Here is a 17,118-nt window from a genome sequence, read left to right as displayed (position 1 = left end):
AGGCCACGGCTGTCCGGGTGCGAGATGGAGCGAGCACGCCACTGCTGCCGTGTCATTCGGTTGAATCACACACGGCGCCATCGGCTGCGGCGCTGAGGGTGATGCACATACTCCCGCAGGCCGCACCCGGGAGACGGCGACTGACACGAGTGGGATCACGGAAGCGACACCGACCTCGTTTCGTCAGCGCAGTAGCTCGTGAGCAGTACCGCCGTAACCACTGTGGTGCAGGCAGCACCATCACTGTGGGCGTAGGGGAGCACAGTCGCGTTGTGGGACGACGGTGCTCATCGCTACGACTGCCGGATACGCACGACTTCCGATCGAGCGAACCGTACGGCTGCGGTGTCTCGTCCTCCTGCGAGGGCGATCTGATCGGCGAGGTCGCTCGCTGCGGCGGTGACCCACTTCTCTCTGCGCACCGCTGCGCGGCCGCCCCGAGTCTTGCGGAATTGCCGGCGGTGCTTCGCATCGCCGGTGATGGCCGTCAATTCGGCGTCGTCCAGGATTCCGTTTGCGGCTTCGGGAGCGAGGATGGCGCGCAGCAGTTCTCGTTCGCGCACGACCACCGATCGGAACACCATGATGACGATGGCGAGGTACACTAGGACGAGAACGACAGTCGCGAGGAGAGCGCCCACCGTCGACGACGTACGGAGAAGTGCCGACTGCGAGTCCCAGATCCCGTGCAGAAGTATCGCCAGACCCATCAGGGCGAGTCCTCGACCCGCGTTCCGCGGTTCGCCTCGCCGCCCGATCAGGTAGACCAGTCCCGCTCCGAACATCGCCGAGAAAGCGATGTGTCCGGAAAGTCCCGTGATGATTCGGACCACGGACGTCTCGAGGGCCAGTGTGGTGGCTCCCACTCCGAAGTCTGCGCCGGCCTGGTTGAAGGCGTACAGGATGTCTTCAGAAATCTGGAAACCGAGGCCGACGAACGCGCCGACGACGAAGCCGTCGAACGCGGTCCGTATCACCCGGGTGGCGAGGAACATCAGCAGCACCACGCCGAGGCCCTTGGCGATCTCCTCGACGAACGGTGCGGTCAGGCCTGCGCCCCAGTCTGCGGCGAAGTTCTGGCCGAAAGCTTTGGCGTACAACGAGATGATCGGCGTATTGGCCCAGATCGCGATTCCCAATGTTGCTGCGGCTCCGCCCCACGCCATGGCGGCAGCAACCAGTGAGCCCGAGATCGGTGAGTAGCGGTCGATGTGCCGTGTGAACCACCACAGCACTGCGCCGTAGATCAACAGGAGCGCGATCGACCCTGCGATGGCGCTGCCGAACGCGTGAACCGGAGCAGCGAAGACCGTGGGAATGCTCAGTACTCCGTAGGCGACGGCGGCCACGAACACCCACCAACACAGATTGCGGGGCTGGAAGAATCGGAACTTCCTGGCGCGACCGGACATCTCGACGGCACGGAGCTGCGCATCGATCAGTTCGGAAGTTCTGCCGTCCCCGGCCGCCACTGCGTGGGCGCCGTCGTTCGTGGTCGTCACTGATCCTCCTCCGCAATGGTGATGCTTTCGATCATCTGCGCCACGTCCACCGACGACTGCTTGTCGTGGGTCGTCGGGGACACCGCGATCACCTCGACACCCACGTCGCCGCCGACGAAGGCCGCGATCACGCCGTCGACGTCCGGGCCGTCGAAGCTGGCCATCACACCGCGGTGACCGTCAGTGGACGTGATCGCGACCGCGTCGTTCTCGACCACAGGGGACTCGACGCCGTACGCCTCCCGTGTGTCACGGATCTGATCGAGCAGTTCCTCCGGCGACCCGGAGAAGTCGGCCACCTGGAGGTCGAACGTGACACCGGCCTCGGACAGGGCTGCGGTGGACGGGTATCCGCCACCCGCCAGTGAATTACCGAGACGCACACCGTCTGTGACGTTCCATCCCACCGCGGGGGTGAACGTGACGTTCTTGTCGAGTGCCAGCACGTCGCCGGACCGGACCGGGTCGTCGTACTCGACCGCTCCGTCCACGAGGGCGGGCACGAACGAGATGACGGCGGCGAGTACCAGGACCGCCACCCCGGGAACGATGGTGCGGCGATCGAGCCCGAACGTACGTTGATCGGCGGGTATCCAGGATTCCGGCGGTTCGTAGGGAGGATCGGCGGGAGGGGTGGGTGCCGGGCCGTTGTCGGTTGCCGGGGTGGCCGGCGACGTCGATGACATGGAGCTCCTTGTCCAGATGCCTGGGTTGGGTGGCGCAGGGTCGAACAATGGTGACTTTAGGTTGTACAGCCGGCCACCGTCGGGTGGAGATCTCGGCCCGTGCTGCTTCTGCTTCTCACCGCGGCATCCGGCTCCACCGCGTACCAATCCCGCACTCGAACAGGAAGGAGCGACCCGAGTAGGGATGGCGTTCCTCGACGCGACGGAGAGTAGGTATCCCACGCTTTTCCGTACCTGATCGCGATCGAGCGACTGAACGCCGCCGACGTCCCGGTCGGTGCTGGTGTCGCCGTCCTGGCGGTGTAGGCGCTGGTGTACTGATCCCCTGTCTGATCCTGCTCGCCGCGGGGTTGGTGTGGCGTGACCACATCACCTCCCGCCTCCAACGGGTCTACGACCGGATCGGCGGCGAACGAGCTCAGCCCCGGTCTGTCCCTGCCGCCGCTGGCCTTACAATTCTCGCTGCGGCGGTCGCAGTAGTGGCGTTCGCGAACTGATGTGGGGCGAGACGAGGCGTAGTCGACGCTGTGATCGACGTTGAGAAGGTATCGACCGCGCCGACTGTCGCGGTGGTCGGAGGAATCGATCCGTCTCAGATGAACCTACGTCGCGTACGAGGAAATCATGACGTATGCGAATAAGGACTTGATGGTGCAGCCCAGCGAGCCCTCCGGGTGTACCTATCGAACGGTCGTCACACCTTTCACGTCGATCCGCGATCGAGATATTCGAGCGAGCTTCGAACTAATCGATCTAATCGGTGATTCCGGTGACCTCGTCACCGGATATGAACACGTGATCGAGTTGGAGGTCATCGGTCAGTCGCCGCTTTGATCAGTGATGAAATATGCTGTCCAGCAATTAGATGAGCGACTACTGGCTTCGTCGAACGGGATTCTCGGTGTCACGAGAGTGTCACAAGTCGGGGCGAACGGAGATGGACCGAGGCGGACGCAGATGGACGAACGCGAAGCTCAGGCCGGTTTTGCTGAGTCCACGTGGATCCACCCGATCGGGTCGTCGGAGCCTTGTAAGCGAAAGGTCGTCAGTTCAATCCTGACAGGAGGCTCTCGATTTGCCTCTGAGCAACAGAAATGCCCCGAAATAGCGTGATCTGACCTCTCGTTTCACGACTCTTGCCGGTACGTCCGTGCAGGTCCGCCGAGGTCCAGGGGAGTCCACGCACCTGCGACATCTCCCGAAATGCCGCTCGATGTCACGAGTCTTCACAACTTGTTCGTAACTCATTCGATGGACGCAGGTGGACGTGTGTGGTTGTCGGTGGATTTTCGGCAGGCGCGTGGACGACAGTCCGTGGATCCTCGAGGACTTTTGTGGATGGGTTCTACTCGCTTCCAGCTGTGTCAGCGGATGGCGTGGATGTGTGCGGACCTCGGTGGACAGTGCGCTGCCCGCTTCCGGCCTGTCACTCCGCCCACCGACTCATCGCAGGGGGAGCACCAATGAGCGACAACACCGTGAGACCTGTACGAGCGTCCGATCGCGCGCTGCCGCATCCACCGCGGCGTTACCGGTGGTCGGCGACATCCTCGATTTGCACGTCACCGAGTCCAGCCAGTGGGCGAAGCGAGATGCGCAGGAGTACGGCTCGGCTTTCGGACGAGACGTATTCGGCACCCGCGTGACGAACGTGTCGGGACCCGTGGAGGTTGCGGCGGTGAACGACGAGACGATCTGGGCACAGTCGAAGGTACTGCCGATACCACCCGCGCGGGGTTCGGCCGATCGTGTGATCGTCCGCGCGTCAGCCCATCGACTCGGCAGATGCCGGGCCCCACGACGCCAACATCGTAAGTGCCCGAGCAGTGGACGACTCAGGCTCGACGGTGTAGACGATCAAGCGTTGCTCCGGATCGTGGGGCGACACAAGAGATTCGATGCCGAATACGAGTCGGCCGACCACGGGATGAGCGATCTTCTTGTCGACGGACGTGCGATCCGCTACACCGTGATCATCCCACCACCGGGCGAAGTCTTCACTTGCCAGACGTAGTTCGTCGATCAGAACCGTCAATCGGGCGTCGGCGACGTGGCGTCCGACCTCGTAGCGCATCGCTCCTACCGCGGCTGACGCGTAAACGGACCAGTTGACGATGCGTTCCCTCGCACGCGGGTCCAGGAAGAGCCAGCGCACCAGTACGACGCCCCTGTCGACCTCCTCGCCGAGGACTGCCCCCGCCGTTGCGGTGGCCTCTGCGCTGCTGAGAGCGGGCGCCTACTCCCGCGGGCACGGCTCCGCGGGCGAAGCACATCGCGTCATCGACTCGATCAACTCTGTCGACCCCTGAGGACCCGGCCGATCCCGTCATGGGCGCGTCGTCGGCCATAGATGGCGACACGGAGCTCCGCGAGTCGGCTCATGGGCGAATCCGACTCCTGCGTCCGGTGCGGAGGGGACCCGCCGGGTGATCGTCGAGGGTGGCTGAGCAACCTCCGGCGCTGCCCGCACGCCGCCTCGGAGCTGATGTGCAGGTCTACGCGAATCCCCCGGTAGGCACGCCGCGAACCTCGCGACGGTCGTTCCTTCGCGGCGAGTTCGCCGACGGCCCGGGCGAGGTCACCGGCGAATTGTCGACCCGCAATTTACATGAACTGGTCCGACTCGTTCGAAGATCATCCTCTTTCGGTGCGGTCGAGAATCAGTCGAGTGGCTTCTTTCGGTGCGTCCCATTGCGGAAAGTGACCGCATCGCTCGAACCAGTGCAGAACGGCATCGGGGAACAGCTCCGAAGCGCGCGCCGCTTGCCTCGGCACTGTCACCAGATCTCGTCGTCCCCAACCGATCGTGACCCGCCCGGGCACTGTGCCGGACGGTGCGCCTTCCTGCTTCGGCCCGTGGATGAGGGCGTTCAGAGCGGCCCCGGTCGACGGGGAGTCGGCGAGCCCGCGCACGTCGGGCAACACGGTGTCGCGCGAGAGTGCCCATGGCCGCGCGGACAATTGAGCGAGCAGCAGGGTCCTTCCCGCAGGGTTGCCGAGAAGTGCAGGTAGGAAACGCCGCAACATGTTGACAAGGGCTATGGACGGCCGGAGTGTGGCGCCGAAGACAGCACGTTCGCGGTCGCTCCAGAAACCGCCGGGGTCGAGTGCCACGGTGTCGCCGCCGACTCCTCGCCGCGCGAGTTCGAGGACGATTCGACCGCCCATCGACTGACCGGCGGTGGAAATGCCACCCAGATCGTGTTCGCGAATGAAGTCCGCGACGGAGTCGGCGAAAGCGGCAATCGACACGTCGCCCGTCAACGGCGGCGTGTCGCCGAACCCCGGCAGGTCGACCGCGATGACGTCACGGTGTTCCGCCAGTTCGTCGATGATCGGGGACCAGGATCGCCATCCGACGCCCAAGCCGTGCACCAGTAACAGCGGGCTGCCATGTCCGAATCTGACATAATTCAGCGTCATACAGTTGACAGTACGCGAATGCCCGGTCGACGCATGGGTTCCGGAAGACCGATGGCATCCGCTCACCCAGCGTTCGAGTCGGCCACTCTTCGCCGGGTACGACTGTTCGGGACCACGTCCCCGGCGTGGCGATTCGCGTTCGCTGATGATCTCGAGATACCCCGGAGGCGACAGCGCGTCTTCGCGTTCCGGCTCGTCCCGCGGTGAGAACGCAGGTACCTGTCCGGGTCGTCGAGGCCGCGTGCGCGAGGCAGCCGGTCGGCTTCCGGCGAGGTTCAGACGAGAGTCGTCCGGCGGATCACGTCGCCGACCCCTGTCGGCCCCGAAATTCGACCACCGTGGACCCCACCCCAGGCTTCCGACACGTGCGTCGGCACCGAGGGACTCGGCAATCAGCTCGCGCACTTCGGCTTCGGTGCGTCGCCCGGATCCGTACAGGCACATTCGGACCAAGTCGTCTTCGGTGTCGTGATCGTCGGTGGTCGCCGGGTCGAGCACGTCGGTGACGAGGACGACCCTGCGCGCGGAGGTCGCCAGCATCGACAGCAGCAGGAGGGCGTCAGCGTCCGGGTGAGCGTCGATCAGGTCGACGGCGATCGCGAGGTCTACGGGGGATCCCGACGGGGTGATATCGGTGGAGTCGATGCAGTGCACCGCACCGCGCCGCTCGTCGGCCACGTCTGCCAGGTTCCGGCGGTTGCGGTCGGGATGTCCGACGAGCGTGATCTCGAGGTCGGGACGTTCCCGTACGAGGGTGTCGGCGTAGACGCCTGCCCCGTCGCCGTGGAGTGCGACCGTCCGGACTCCGTCGAGATCGACCGCGTCGGGCAGTGCGGGAGCGCGGTAGACAGCGGAGAACGCCGCTTCCTCGTGGAACTCGTCCGCGACACCGGGCTCGGCCATCTTGTCGGCGAAACGATTTGTCGCAGCGGGTGTCCCGGTCCGGATCGTCTCGGTGAGTCCGAGGAGCGACAGTTCGAGACGGGTGTGGATCCTGTCGTCGTGCAGCGACTGGTTGAGAAACGCGTCCTGGTCGGCGAGCAGGGACCCCACCTCGGTGAGGGCGCAACGCTGACCGTCGGTGGAGAGAAGGTCGAGCAGCACGAGGTGCCGCACCAGCTTCGCCGTGGCGCCGGGGTGAGTGCTGCATGCTGCGGCGATCGCGTCGACGGTGTCGGCGCCGCCGTCGACAGCAGCGAACACCCCGAGCGTCACCGCGGTCCTGATCACCAGCGGGGTCGCCAGGTCCGCCATCTCGTGCAGGCGCGCCGCGGCGTCCCTCGCCTGGCCGCTCTCGGCCGGGGACGCGTCCGTTCGTTCCTCGCGTCTACGCCAGTACCCGGCGATCTCGACGAACTTCTTGTCGATCTGCTTGTCCTGCTTCGCCCATCGACGTAGTGGCGTGATGGTCTGTGCTTCGCCGGCCACCCACAGGTACGGCTGCCCGGGTCGCCACGGCGCCGTGCGGACCGCGTCGACGAGCCGGGAGTCGCCTCCGGCTTCGGACCGGTACAGCCAGGTGATGTCGACGTCGGCAGCCGAGCGCAGCTCCTGCCGGTGCGAGCGCTCGGCCACTTCGACGACCACCGTCGCCGGCAGATCAGCGGGCAGCATCTCGAGGCAGTGCGCGATGGCGGGCTGGGCGGTCTCGTCGCCGGCGACGAGCATCCACTCCACCTCGCGCGGCAGGCTCGCGGAGTGTTTCGGTCCGGCGATCAGCACCGTGTCGCCGGGCTCCACCGTCCGGGACCACGTCGCGGCGAGTCCGCCCTCGTGGGCTGCGAAGTCCAGCACCATCTCTCGCTCGGCCTCGTCGAACCGGCGCACGGTGTACGTCCGTGCGTACGGGAACGATCCAGAGGGCCAGTCGACGGTGCCGTCGTCCTGATTCCTGGGAACCGGGAACGGCAGGGTCCCGGTGACCGGGTCGACCGGAAGAATCTTGACGTCGTCGTCGAATCCGGTGGTCCGCACCGGAGGCAGCTCGACACCGTCGCGCACGTGCCGGTCCATCGACGGCCCACCCACCACGACCCGTCGCATCCCGGGGGTCACGTCCTCCACCCGCAGGACATCGAGTTCTCGCATGCAGATCGGAAAGACCTGAACGTCGCGCACTGTTACCGCCATAGGAATCCCTACCTCTCGATCCGTTCTCACCGAGTGGCACTGCTACGCGGCGAACGTCTGCTGGATCTGGTCCAGCGTGGCCATGACCCCGTCGTAGTCGGGTCGGTAGCTCGTCGCCGGGAGCTCGTGGACAGTGCTCGCGGCGAAGGCCGGCAACACCGCGTAGGCCGGATCCTGCTTGAGCTGCTCGAGGGTGCGCCCGGCAACCGGGACGACGAACATCACCGGGGCGGTGGCGACGGAACCGAGCAATTCGGGGCTGACGATGAACGAGTCCCCGGAACCGTACAACTCCGGATTCCCGGCCTTGGTGAGAATGTCGTCGGCTTCGAAACCGACTTCCGACAACAACGTCGGCAATGCCGCGGTCTGCGGAATGAAGGAGGGTTCATTGGTGCTCAGCGACAGGAAATAGGCGACGGGAGACCCGGGAACGGTGATGGAATCCCTGACATCGGCGACCTTGTCCTCGTATGCCTGCAGGAGAGAGTCGACCTTGTCGCTCTCCCCGGCGGCGTCGGCGACTGCCGCGAGTTCGCCTTGCCAGGTGGTGACCGTGGACGGGATCAGCACGGTGGGTGCGATCGCGGCGAGCTGATCGTAGGCATCATTGGCCAGGATGGCGGAGTAGCCCTGCCCGCCACCGATGATGAGATCAGGTTCGGCCTGCGCAATGGCTTCGATGTTCAGCGATTCCCCCGCCGGCAGTTCCACTGTGCCCCGGGCCTCAGCCTTGTCGGCCCACTGTGGAGGGAAGCCGCCGTCGAGGTTGGTCACACCGAGCAGTCGGGTGTCGGTGATGGCGACGGGCGCGTCGAGTGTGTAGAGGTATCCGGCGAATCCGGCGGAGAGGACCGCGATGCGCTGGGGGTCGGCGGGCACGGTCACCTCTCCTTTGTCGGTGGCGATCACGCGGGTCTCGCTCGGTGTCGGCTCGACAGTTGCAGCGGTGTCGTCGGCGGTCGAACTGCACGCGGACGCGCCGAGGACGACGAGCGCCATCGACGTAGCGGCGACGAGGCGGACGCCTCGCCGGCGAAGGGGGGAGTGCACCATGGCGAATCCTTTCGAGAGCACTGTCGTGCGTGTCATGGTTGTGTCGAGGCCGCGATACGCACCTCGTTCCGAGGGCGGGCGTACACGGCGGTCCGCGCGCCGTCGATGTCGTGGACGCGCACCCGGGTATCGAACACGTCGCTCAGGATGTCGTCGTGCATGATCGCGCCGGCGGGCCCGCTGACGACTATCCGGCCGTCCCGCATCGCGACGATGTCGTCCGACCAGGCCGCCGCGAAGTTGATGTCGTGCACCACGAGCACGATCGTGCGCCCCAACTCGTCGGCCGCGCGTCGGAGATGGCCCATCATCGCCACCGAGTGCTTCATGTCCAGATTGTTCAGCGGCTCGTCGAGCAGGACGTACGGAGTGTCCTGCGCGAGAACCATGGCGACGAACGCCCGCTGGCGTTGACCACCCGACACCTGGTCGAGGTGGCGCCCAGCGAGGGTGTCGAGGTGCAGGAAGTCGAGCGCACGGTCGACGTGTTCGTGGTCGTGTGCGCGGAGTCGGCCGCCGCAGTGCGGGAACCGGCCGAACGAGACGAGCTCGCGGATGGTGAGCCGCGCGGTCAGGTGGTTGTCCTGGCGCAGCACCGAGACGATGCGGGCCAAGTCTCTCGTGGCCGTGTGCTGCACCACGGCGTCTCCGATGGTCACGGTTCCGGTGGTCGGCTCGAGCAGTCTGCCCATGATCGAGAGCAGGGTCGACTTGCCCGCTCCGTTGGGCCCGACGACCGAGGTGATGCCACCCTCTGCGATGGTGCCGCTGACCGGTCCGAGCACCGTCTCGCTCTGGTAGGTCTTGGAGACGTCCGAGAACGTGATCACAGTCTGCCTTTCCGGAGGACGACGATGAGGAAGAGCAGTCCACCCGCGAATTCGATGACGACCGTGAGGAAACCGGCCGCGTAGAAGATGTGCTGCATGACGAACTGTCCGACGACGAGCGTGAGCATGCCGAGCAGGAACGCCATCGGCAGCACGTACTGGTGCTTGTAGCTGCCGGTCACCTGATAGGCCATCGTCGCGACGATGAAGCCGAAGAAGGTCATCGGCCCTGCCAGCGCGGTGGAGAACGACACCAGCAGCGCCACCAGAACGAGCACGAGCGTCAGTTCACGCTTGTGGTCGACGCCGATGGTCGTCGCGGAGTCACGGCCGAGCAACAGAGCATCGAGCCGGAAACGTCTGCGCCACAACACCACTCCCACCGCGACGCACACCGTGAACGCGAGGGGAAGCATGTCCGGATCCACCCCGCTGAGGCGACCGAACAGGCGAACGGACAGCAGGTCGTACTCGGTGGGGGAGAGCAGTCGCTGCAGAAACGTCGAGAGGCTGTCGAAGGCCAGTCCCAGGACGACGCCGACGAGCAGCATCGTGAAGAGACTGCCGAGGCGACCGGAGAAGAGCCAGCGATAGAGGACCGTGGCGAACAGGACCATGGTGAGGGTCTGTGCGATCACTTTCGGGGTGCCGTCGGTCCGAGCGATGACGGAGCCGCCGAAGACGTACACCATGACGGTCTGCATCAGCACGTACAGCGAGTCGAAACCGACGATGGACGGAGTGAGCAATCGGTTGTCTGTGACGGTGTGGAAGACGACGGTGCCGAGCCCGTGGGCGAAGGCCGCGACGGCCATGGCGCCCAGCATCGTGGCGCGGCGTTCCACCGCGAACTCGAAGGAACCCCGGACGAACAGGAGAAGGAAGCAGGCGATCGCCCCCGCCAGCACCGCGGAGGCCACGAGAAGTCGTCGTCGCGGACGTGGTCTCGAGTCGGCGTGCACCGGCGTCGGCATCGAGGGTGATTCACGCAAGAACATGACGTCGCTGCCTCACCACGAGAAGGACGAAGACCGCGGCGCCGAGCGCGCCGAGAATCACCGAGGCCGGAATCTCCATGGGCGCGACCACCGTGCGCCCGATCAGGTCGCAGGCCAGCAGCAGTCCGACGCCCAGCACCGCTACCCACGGGAGGTTCCTCCGTACGTCGTCTCCCAGGACCATGGACACGATGTTCGGCACGATGAGGCCCAGGAACGGGATGAAGCCGACCACCACGCTGGTGACACCGGTGCACACCGCCACCATCGCGACGCCGAGCACGATGGTCGCGTCGTAGTTCAGTCCGACCGTGGTGGCGAGGTCCTTCCCGAGGCCGGCGACGGTGAAGCGGTGCGCGAGCAGGTAGACGAGCACGGCGATGACGACGACGGCCCACAAGGGTTCGTAGAAACCGCGCACGATGCCGCTGAATCCGCCGGACCGCCACGCGGACATGGACTGCAGCAGGTCGAATGTGCCGGCGAGGAAGGTGGTGATCGCGCCGACGACGGCGCCCAGCATGATGCCGACCAGGGGGACCACCAGTTGTTGTTCCAACGAGATTCGACGCAGGACGCCGACGAACAACATGGTGCCGACGAAGGCGAACGCGGTGGCGATCAGCATCTTCGGCATCGGCCCGAGATTCGGCGCCAGCAACAGGGCCGCGAGAATGCCCAGCCCCGCCCACTGGCTCGTGCCGGCGGTAGTGGGCTCGACGAACTTGTTCTGAGTGATCATCTGCATGACCACACCGGACACCGCCATCGCGACGCCGGCGAAGATCAATGAGAGGGTCCGCGGGACGCGGGAGATGAGGAACATCTCCCGCGCCACCGGGTCGGTGAGCAGTGTGCCGAGCGAGATGTCGAACTCGCCGACGAGCAGCGACGCCGCGACCAGGGCGGCGGTGACCACCGCCAAGCCCAGAAGTGCTGTCCTACGATGCATTCGAGAAGGCATCCGCGAGCTGCTCGTACGTCTCGGCGTACGCCTGGATGCTCTCGCGCGTGTAGAAGTACGGATCGAGGTAGACGATCTGGTCCTCGGACGCGAACGTCGTGCGGGCGAACGCTTCCTGTGCATCGATCACCGACTTCGCCGGAGCGGCACCGGGTTCACCGGCCGCGGCGTCGCGGTCCAGCACGATCATCCAGTCCGGGTTCGCCGCGGCGACGGCCTCCGGCGCGAGGCCGGAGTCGCCGTGCACGTCGCCGGCCTCACCGGCGAAGACGTCGCGCAGGTTCAGTGGTTCGATGATCCGACCGATCCGTCCGGCACCGTTGTCGATCTTGCCGCCCGAGACGACGGACAGGAACACCGACTGGCCGGTGGTCCGCTCCGCCGCGTTGTCTTCGGCGGCGTCGAGAGCCGCAATGATCTCGGCCGCCTGCTCCTCGCGGTCGAAAACGACGCCGAGAGAGGCGGTCTGGCGCTTCAGTGACTCGACGTAACCACCCTCGGCATCGTCGGACGGCGCGATGTCCAGCGTGGGGGCGATGCGACCGAGTTTGTCGGTGTACTCCGAGAAGCGGTAACCGCCGATGATGAGATCGGGTTCCGCCTCGTTCACGATCTCCAGATTCGGCTCCCTGTGCGTCCCCACGTCGAGGATGGCGTCGTCGTCGATCCAGTCCTCGAACCCTTCGTACGGCATGATCGGCTTGGGCAGCGCCACCGGTTCGACGCCGAACGCGCGCAGGGTCTCCAGCGACGTGTTGTCGAGGGCGACGACACGCTGCGGGTTCTGGGGGACCTCGACAGGTCCGGTGGCGGTGTCGATCGAAACGGTGGTGGCGGAGTCCGCGGACGTGGTGTCGTCGGTGCTGCAACTCGCGAGCGCGCTCACCGTGATCACGGTGGCGAGGAGGGCGAGGATCGGGGTTTTCGGGGTCTTCACGAGGCTCCAGAGGGTGTGATGTCTTGACCGAACCTTTACCCGCTGGAGCGTAGCTACTTAGGTAAGGCTATGCAAAATTTCAGACTGCACGACGACGGCGGCCATTGCTTCCAACTCCGTGATCGCGCTGACGACGATCACTGCGCGGCTCCAGCCGTTTTTAACATTGCCGCAGAAGCTCGGTCGTACCCACTCGGCGTGACTCGATCATCGGGCGACGACCGGAACCGGGGCAGCGCCGGCTCACCTCGACGAGGGGTTTTTGATGGCTCCACCTGCTTGATCCGACGATGTCGGAATCGGCACACTGCAGGTGACCACCTCGCCCCCGGTGCCACCTCCTGCATCCGGAGCACGTCGCACCAGTCCTCATCGCGGTGGCCGCGAGGTACCCCGACGCAGACAGGATCCTGACCATGACCCGAGGAGCGGACCGACGCATCGCACCGATGGCGCCGGATCTGATCGCAGCGTGTTGGACGTCGGCGGGCGATGTCCGCCCCGACGCGCCACACCCTGTGAGTCCGATTCCGATCGCGGACCGGATCACGGCGGTGTCCGATGCCGGGTTCGCCGGCATGGGGATCGTCGCCGCGGACCTCGCGGCCATTCGCGACGACATCGGACTACCGGCCCTGCGGAGCATGCTCGACAATTCGCCGTTGAGGTATGTCGAGATCGAACTGCTGGAACGGTGGTGGATCCCCAGAGGAGAGAACGGAAGCACCCACGACACTCGCGACCTGCTGCTGGAGGCCGCTGAGATCCTCCAGCCGACGCACATCAAGATCGGCTCGGAGAATGCGCCGCCTCGTGACCTGGAACCCGTGGTCGACGCGTTACGCGTGTTGACCCGCGAGGCCGTGGAGCGCGGCACCCGCATCGCCATCGAACCGATGCCGTTCTCGATCATCTCCACCATCCTGGACGGGGCCGACCTCGCCCGCGCCACAGGAGATCCCGCGTGCGGCGTGATCGTCGATGCCTGGCACGTCTTCCGTGCCGGCACCACCCTCGACGAACTGCGATCTTCCCTGACCGGCGACGTCGTGTTCGGTGTGGAACTCGATGACGCCGACGAGCACGTCGTCGGGTCGTTGTTCGACGACACGATGGACAACCGTCGACTGTGCGGTGAGGGAGTGTTCGACCTGAACGGACTGATCAGTGTTCTGCGCGAGGTCGGATACGACGGAACCTGGGGTGTCGAGATCTTGTCCCACGACTTCCGGTGCATGCCACTCGATCTCGCCCTCACCCGAGCGCACGAGAGCGCAGTCGCACTGGTGCATCCCCTGCCATGACGTCCGGTCGGCGAGGTCGATCCACTGTCAGATGATCGTGGCGAGTACACCGCCGTCGGCGCGAACGGCTGAGCCGTCGATGGCCGAGGCGCGAACTTGTCAGGAACGTCGTCGCCGAAACATCGGCCCAGCGGGCCGACCGCCGTACGACTGTTCGCGCCACCACGTCAGGCAGGCCCGCGAAGCTTCCCCCGTACGACGATGACTCCGACCAGGATCACCAGTGCCGCGATGACGAGCGCAGACGGTCCGCCCCGAGGTAGCGAGGTCAGAACCGGTGTGGCTGCGAACAGCGCGAGACCGAGCGGGGGCAGTGTCATCAGCCCCACCCCCGTCCCGTACCAGAGGCCTTGTCGCTTGTCCCAGTCCGGTCTGGCCTGCACGGCTTCCTCGAAGCGGACGATCGCGATTCCGAGTGGCGTAGCGACGAGGAGCCACAACAGCGGCGACGTCGGTAGTCCCGGTCGACCGAGAAGTGCATCCGTGACCAGAGTGGCACCGAGATAGGCCGGCAGGAACATACTCACCGCCAGAACGACTCCGAGCGTGACATCTGATGGCTCGTCACTTGATGGCGACCCGACAGACGAGGTCGGGTCGGGACTCATGACTCGAGCGTATCGACACCGAGGAGATCGAGGGCGGTGTGCCGCCACCGCGCCGTGCACTGTTGTCAGGACCCAGCGCGGACACATCAGAGTTCTGCGCGAGTGGACCGTTCACCGCGATCCGATCGCCGAGCGTGGTCTGTCGCGCGACGATCGGCGGTCATTCCCCGGTGTCCCCGTCGATGCACTGGCGGAGGAGATCTGCGTGTCCGTTGTGTCGGGCGTACTCCTCGATCAGGTGCAGGTGAATCCAGCGCAGCGAGACCTGCAGGCCATCGACCGTGCCGATCGACAACGCTTCCAGGTCGGTGTTCGCGGCGAGGGCCCGACTCTCCTGGACGGCCCTGTCGTAGGCGGCGAACACCTCCGCGACAGGTGTCGAGTCGAGGCTGTCGAAGTATCCGTCGGGCTCGGCGTCCGAGTAGTACAGAGGTGGGCGTTCACGGCCGGCGAGCCGTCTGGCGTACCAACTACGTTCGACTTCTGTCAGGTGTCTCACCAAGCCGAGAAGGGACAGAGTGGACGGCGGTATCGACCGCACTGTCAACTGCGCGTCGGTGAGACCGTGGCACTTCCACAGCAGAGTTGCTCGGTGGTAGTCCAACCACGATTCGAGCATGGTCACTTCGTCCGCGACGAACGGCGGTTCCACGCGGTTCACAGGGTCGGTCATGGTCGAACTCTATGTCCGGACACCGACACGTGGGTTCGACCGACTCGATGCTACGGATCCAGGTGACCTGCGCGAGTGGGTCATCCCGAGCGTTCAGTCAGTGGTAAGCGGACTCCGGGTGCTGACGCGCCGTCGAGGACCACGTCGCGCGGACGGTGGTCCCCGTGCCCGAACGATCCACTGTCGACGATGTGCTCAGTGCCGTGATGAGCGGCAGGCCGTTACCCCGAAGAGCGTTGTGCACAGGCAGTTTCCACCGCCCGAGATCAGCGACGGTGACGTCCAGCGCGCCGAGGTCGACCGAGTAGGTGGCGCTGATCTGCATCGTGCCGACACCGTCCGTGTCGAGGTACGCGTGGGTCGACGACATTGGCCATCGCTTCGTACACCGCCAGCACCACATCGGCTCTGCGCGCGTCGTCGAACGGCAGGATACGGAGCCAGGCGGACAATGCTCGGCGTACGGCGCCGATGCACAGGGCGTCAGCGGGGACATCTGACATGACGAGGCCCGGGTTCCGGACGCTCGGACCGAGAGTGCTGTCTGCGACACCGTCATGGGTCGCGTCCAGCACGCCCGCCGTGCGACCGTTCAGGACGACACCGCGGCCAGTGCCGCGTCGAGGTCGGGGTGGAGCGAGAGCATCTCGTCCATTCCGACGAGCGTGAGTGGACGGGTGGTCGCAGGCCCGTTCGACACGACAGCGAGCGCGACGAGTGCGCCGAGTCGGCGGTGCGTGTCGATGAGGGCCGTCATGCCGGTGGAAGAGAGAAAATCGACGTCGGTCAGGTCGACGATCACCGCGGAGGGCACGTTGTCAGACAGTGCTCGGTCGAGACCTGCCGTCAGCATGGGCGTGGACTCGAGGTCCAGATCGCCGCGGACCGACACGATGAGTACAGACCCGTTGCGGGCGGCGGTGACCTGGACGGATCGTCGGTCGACGTCCTGCTCGCGTGCGCGATCAAGGGTCACAGCGGTACCGCCACGACCGAGGTGACCGTGCGTTCCGCAAGCACCGACACACGCACGTTCTCTCGTTGCGATTGCTCGACCAGAGCGGCGAAGGCCGCGTCCGCGGTGATACCCCGAACTGCCATGACGATGCCCTTCGCCTGTTCGATGCAGGCCCGGGTCTTCATCGCTCTGCGGAGATTGCCTGACTCTTCCCGAGCGTCCGCGGTGTGCCGCGATTCCCACACCGCGACCTCCACGGCGGTCACGAGCACCGTGACCAGCACCTCGTCGATGTCGCTGAAGCCGTGATCGCCGAAGCTGTAGATGTTCAGCGATCCCGCATGTTCGGAATCGACGCCCAGGGGTGCCGACAGGAAGCTGCGCACACCGGCCTCGGAGGCTGCAGCGGCGAAGAGCGGCCATCGCGCCGCAGCATCCTCGACGTGCACGCACACGATGCGCCCGGTCCGGGCGGCTTCGAGGCAGGGCCCCTCGTTCACGCGGTACTGATCGGCATCGATGTCGCTGACTCGGGAATCCGACCGCGCCGCGGTCTCAGGGTTCGCCGCGTCGTGATGCAGGAGGGTCACCCCGGCCATGTCCGCTCCGGGGATCGCGGCGACCGCCTGTTCGCACAAGCCCTGGAGGAGAGTCTCGAACCGACTGTGCGACAGCAGGAGTCCACGAAAGGCGTCCAATGCGTCGAAGGTGTCCGCGGCGAAGTACTGCATCGTGATCGCCGTGCGGACACCACTGGCCGTGCGGGACGACAGCGCTCCCGCGATCTCGTCGTCGAAGGCGTTCGCGGCGGCCAGTGCTGCCGCCGTGCTGTGATCGTCCGGGGGCAGGCCGGGCGTGACCGAATCCGTCATGCGGAGTCCTCTGTGGTGCAGTCATGACTGTCGACCCCACACACGGTATGTCGCAACGCGCGACCACTGGACGTCCGGTCGATGCTCGTCCGACGCAGACCGACTAGTGACGTGTGGGTGCGCGGGAGGTGACACGGGGCAGGAATGCGCGGTCACGACCACGGGACAGTGCGGCCG

14 protein-coding genes and 1 pseudogene are annotated in these 17,118 nt (G+C 65.8%); 1 reads left to right on the top strand and 14 read right to left on the bottom strand.

The features are described 5' to 3' along the window. Window positions 1-293 precede the first annotated feature (293 nt). The 9 genes and pseudogenes from OHB23_RS21735 to OHB23_RS21695 all read right to left on the bottom strand — a co-directional run bounded on the left by OHB23_RS21735 (window position 294) and on the right by OHB23_RS21695 (window position 12,526). Entirely contained in the window at window positions 294-1,502 is a 1,209-nt protein-coding gene (locus tag OHB23_RS21735) for a PrsW family intramembrane metalloprotease (protein WP_328810436.1), read from the bottom strand. After that, window positions 1,499-2,188 (bottom strand): hypothetical protein, encoded by a 690-nt coding sequence (locus tag OHB23_RS21730; protein ID WP_328810435.1) that lies wholly within the window; start codon window positions 2,186-2,188, stop codon window positions 1,499-1,501. The genes OHB23_RS21735 and OHB23_RS21730 overlap by 4 nt, the downstream gene beginning before the upstream one ends. A gap of 1,765 nt (window positions 2,189-3,953) precedes the next feature. After that, window positions 3,954-4,382, bottom strand: a pseudogene (locus OHB23_RS21725) (MmyB family transcriptional regulator); the annotation flags it as partial. A 440-nt stretch (window positions 4,383-4,822) separates the two neighbouring features. Then, window positions 4,823-7,729, bottom strand: a complete 2,907-nt coding sequence (locus OHB23_RS21720) for an alpha/beta fold hydrolase (RefSeq protein ID WP_328810434.1) — start codon at window positions 7,727-7,729, stop codon at window positions 4,823-4,825. A 54-nt stretch (window positions 7,730-7,783) separates the two neighbouring features. Further along, on the bottom strand, window positions 7,784-8,797 hold the full coding sequence (locus tag OHB23_RS21715; RefSeq protein ID WP_328810433.1) for an ABC transporter substrate-binding protein: 1,014 nt from the start codon (window positions 8,795-8,797) through the stop codon (window positions 7,784-7,786). Between the two features lie 32 nt (window positions 8,798-8,829). Then, window positions 8,830-9,627 (bottom strand): iron ABC transporter ATP-binding protein, encoded by a 798-nt coding sequence (locus OHB23_RS21710; RefSeq protein ID WP_056449125.1) that lies wholly within the window; start codon window positions 9,625-9,627, stop codon window positions 8,830-8,832. Next, a complete protein-coding gene (locus tag OHB23_RS21705; RefSeq protein ID WP_328810432.1) occupies window positions 9,624-10,547 on the bottom strand; it encodes an iron chelate uptake ABC transporter family permease subunit in 924 nt (307 codons plus the stop codon). The genes OHB23_RS21710 and OHB23_RS21705 overlap by 4 nt, the downstream gene beginning before the upstream one ends. A 64-nt stretch (window positions 10,548-10,611) precedes the next feature. Next, window positions 10,612-11,577, bottom strand: coding sequence for an ABC transporter permease (locus OHB23_RS21700; RefSeq protein WP_328810431.1), 966 nt, complete (start codon window positions 11,575-11,577; stop codon window positions 10,612-10,614). Further along, window positions 11,567-12,526 carry a siderophore ABC transporter substrate-binding protein gene (locus tag OHB23_RS21695; protein WP_328810430.1) on the bottom strand — a complete coding sequence of 320 codons (960 nt, stop codon included), beginning with the start codon at window positions 12,524-12,526 and terminating at the stop codon, window positions 11,567-11,569. The genes OHB23_RS21700 and OHB23_RS21695 overlap by 11 nt, the downstream gene beginning before the upstream one ends. A 416-nt stretch (window positions 12,527-12,942) precedes the next feature. Between OHB23_RS21695 and OHB23_RS21690 the strand changes: the two genes are divergently transcribed. Next, window positions 12,943-13,830 carry a sugar phosphate isomerase/epimerase family protein gene (locus OHB23_RS21690; protein WP_328810429.1) on the top strand — a complete coding sequence of 296 codons (888 nt, stop codon included), beginning with the start codon at window positions 12,943-12,945 and terminating at the stop codon, window positions 13,828-13,830. Window positions 13,831-13,997: 167 nt separating this feature from the next. Here the strand turns inward: OHB23_RS21690 and OHB23_RS21685 are convergent, their stop codons facing one another. The 5 genes from OHB23_RS21685 to OHB23_RS21665 form a co-directional block, all read right to left on the bottom strand. Next, entirely contained in the window at window positions 13,998-14,357 is a 360-nt protein-coding gene (locus OHB23_RS21685) for a hypothetical protein (protein ID WP_328810427.1), read from the bottom strand. A gap of 241 nt (window positions 14,358-14,598) precedes the next feature. Then, window positions 14,599-15,111 (bottom strand): DinB family protein, encoded by a 513-nt coding sequence (locus OHB23_RS21680; protein WP_328810426.1) that lies wholly within the window; start codon window positions 15,109-15,111, stop codon window positions 14,599-14,601. Between the two features lie 97 nt (window positions 15,112-15,208). Further along, entirely contained in the window at window positions 15,209-15,481 is a 273-nt protein-coding gene (locus OHB23_RS21675; RefSeq protein ID WP_328810425.1) for an ATP-binding protein, read from the bottom strand. Between the two features lie 222 nt (window positions 15,482-15,703). After that, entirely contained in the window at window positions 15,704-16,087 is a 384-nt protein-coding gene (locus OHB23_RS21670) for an STAS domain-containing protein (protein ID WP_222628122.1), read from the bottom strand. Then, window positions 16,084-16,941, bottom strand: coding sequence for a GAF and ANTAR domain-containing protein (locus OHB23_RS21665; protein ID WP_328810424.1), 858 nt, complete (start codon window positions 16,939-16,941; stop codon window positions 16,084-16,086). Before OHB23_RS21665 ends, OHB23_RS21670 begins: the two co-directional genes overlap by 4 nt. Window positions 16,942-17,118: the final 177 nt, after the last annotated feature.

It is taken from the genome of Rhodococcus sp. NBC_00294, from assembly GCF_036163995.1.
Classification (GTDB): Bacteria; Actinomycetota; Actinomycetes; order Mycobacteriales; family Mycobacteriaceae; genus Rhodococcoides.
Note: the sequence above shows the minus strand (reverse complement) of the source record. Positions and strands in the feature narration are given on the sequence as shown.

What these genes read in the sequence shown, in the direction of transcription:
- OHB23_RS21730 (WP_328810435.1), bottom strand. Translation starts at nt 2,188, where the DNA reads ATGTCATCGACGTCGCCGGCCACCCCGGCAACCGACAACGGCCCGGCA.
- OHB23_RS21715 (WP_328810433.1), bottom strand. Translation starts at nt 8,797, where the DNA reads ATGGTGCACTCCCCCCTTCGCCGGCGAGGCGTCCGCCTCGTCGCCGCT.
- OHB23_RS21700 (WP_328810431.1), bottom strand. Translation starts at nt 11,577, where the DNA reads ATGCATCGTAGGACAGCACTTCTGGGCTTGGCGGTGGTCACCGCCGCC.
- OHB23_RS21690 (WP_328810429.1), top strand. Translation starts at nt 12,943, where the DNA reads ATGACCCGAGGAGCGGACCGACGCATCGCACCGATGGCGCCGGATCTG.
- OHB23_RS21680 (WP_328810426.1), bottom strand. Translation starts at nt 15,111, where the DNA reads ATGACCGACCCTGTGAACCGCGTGGAACCGCCGTTCGTCGCGGACGAA.
- OHB23_RS21675 (WP_328810425.1), bottom strand. Translation starts at nt 15,481, where the DNA reads ATGTCGTCGACCCACGCGTACCTCGACACGGACGGTGTCGGCACGATG.
- OHB23_RS21665 (WP_328810424.1), bottom strand. Translation starts at nt 16,941, where the DNA reads ATGACGGATTCGGTCACGCCCGGCCTGCCCCCGGACGATCACAGCACG.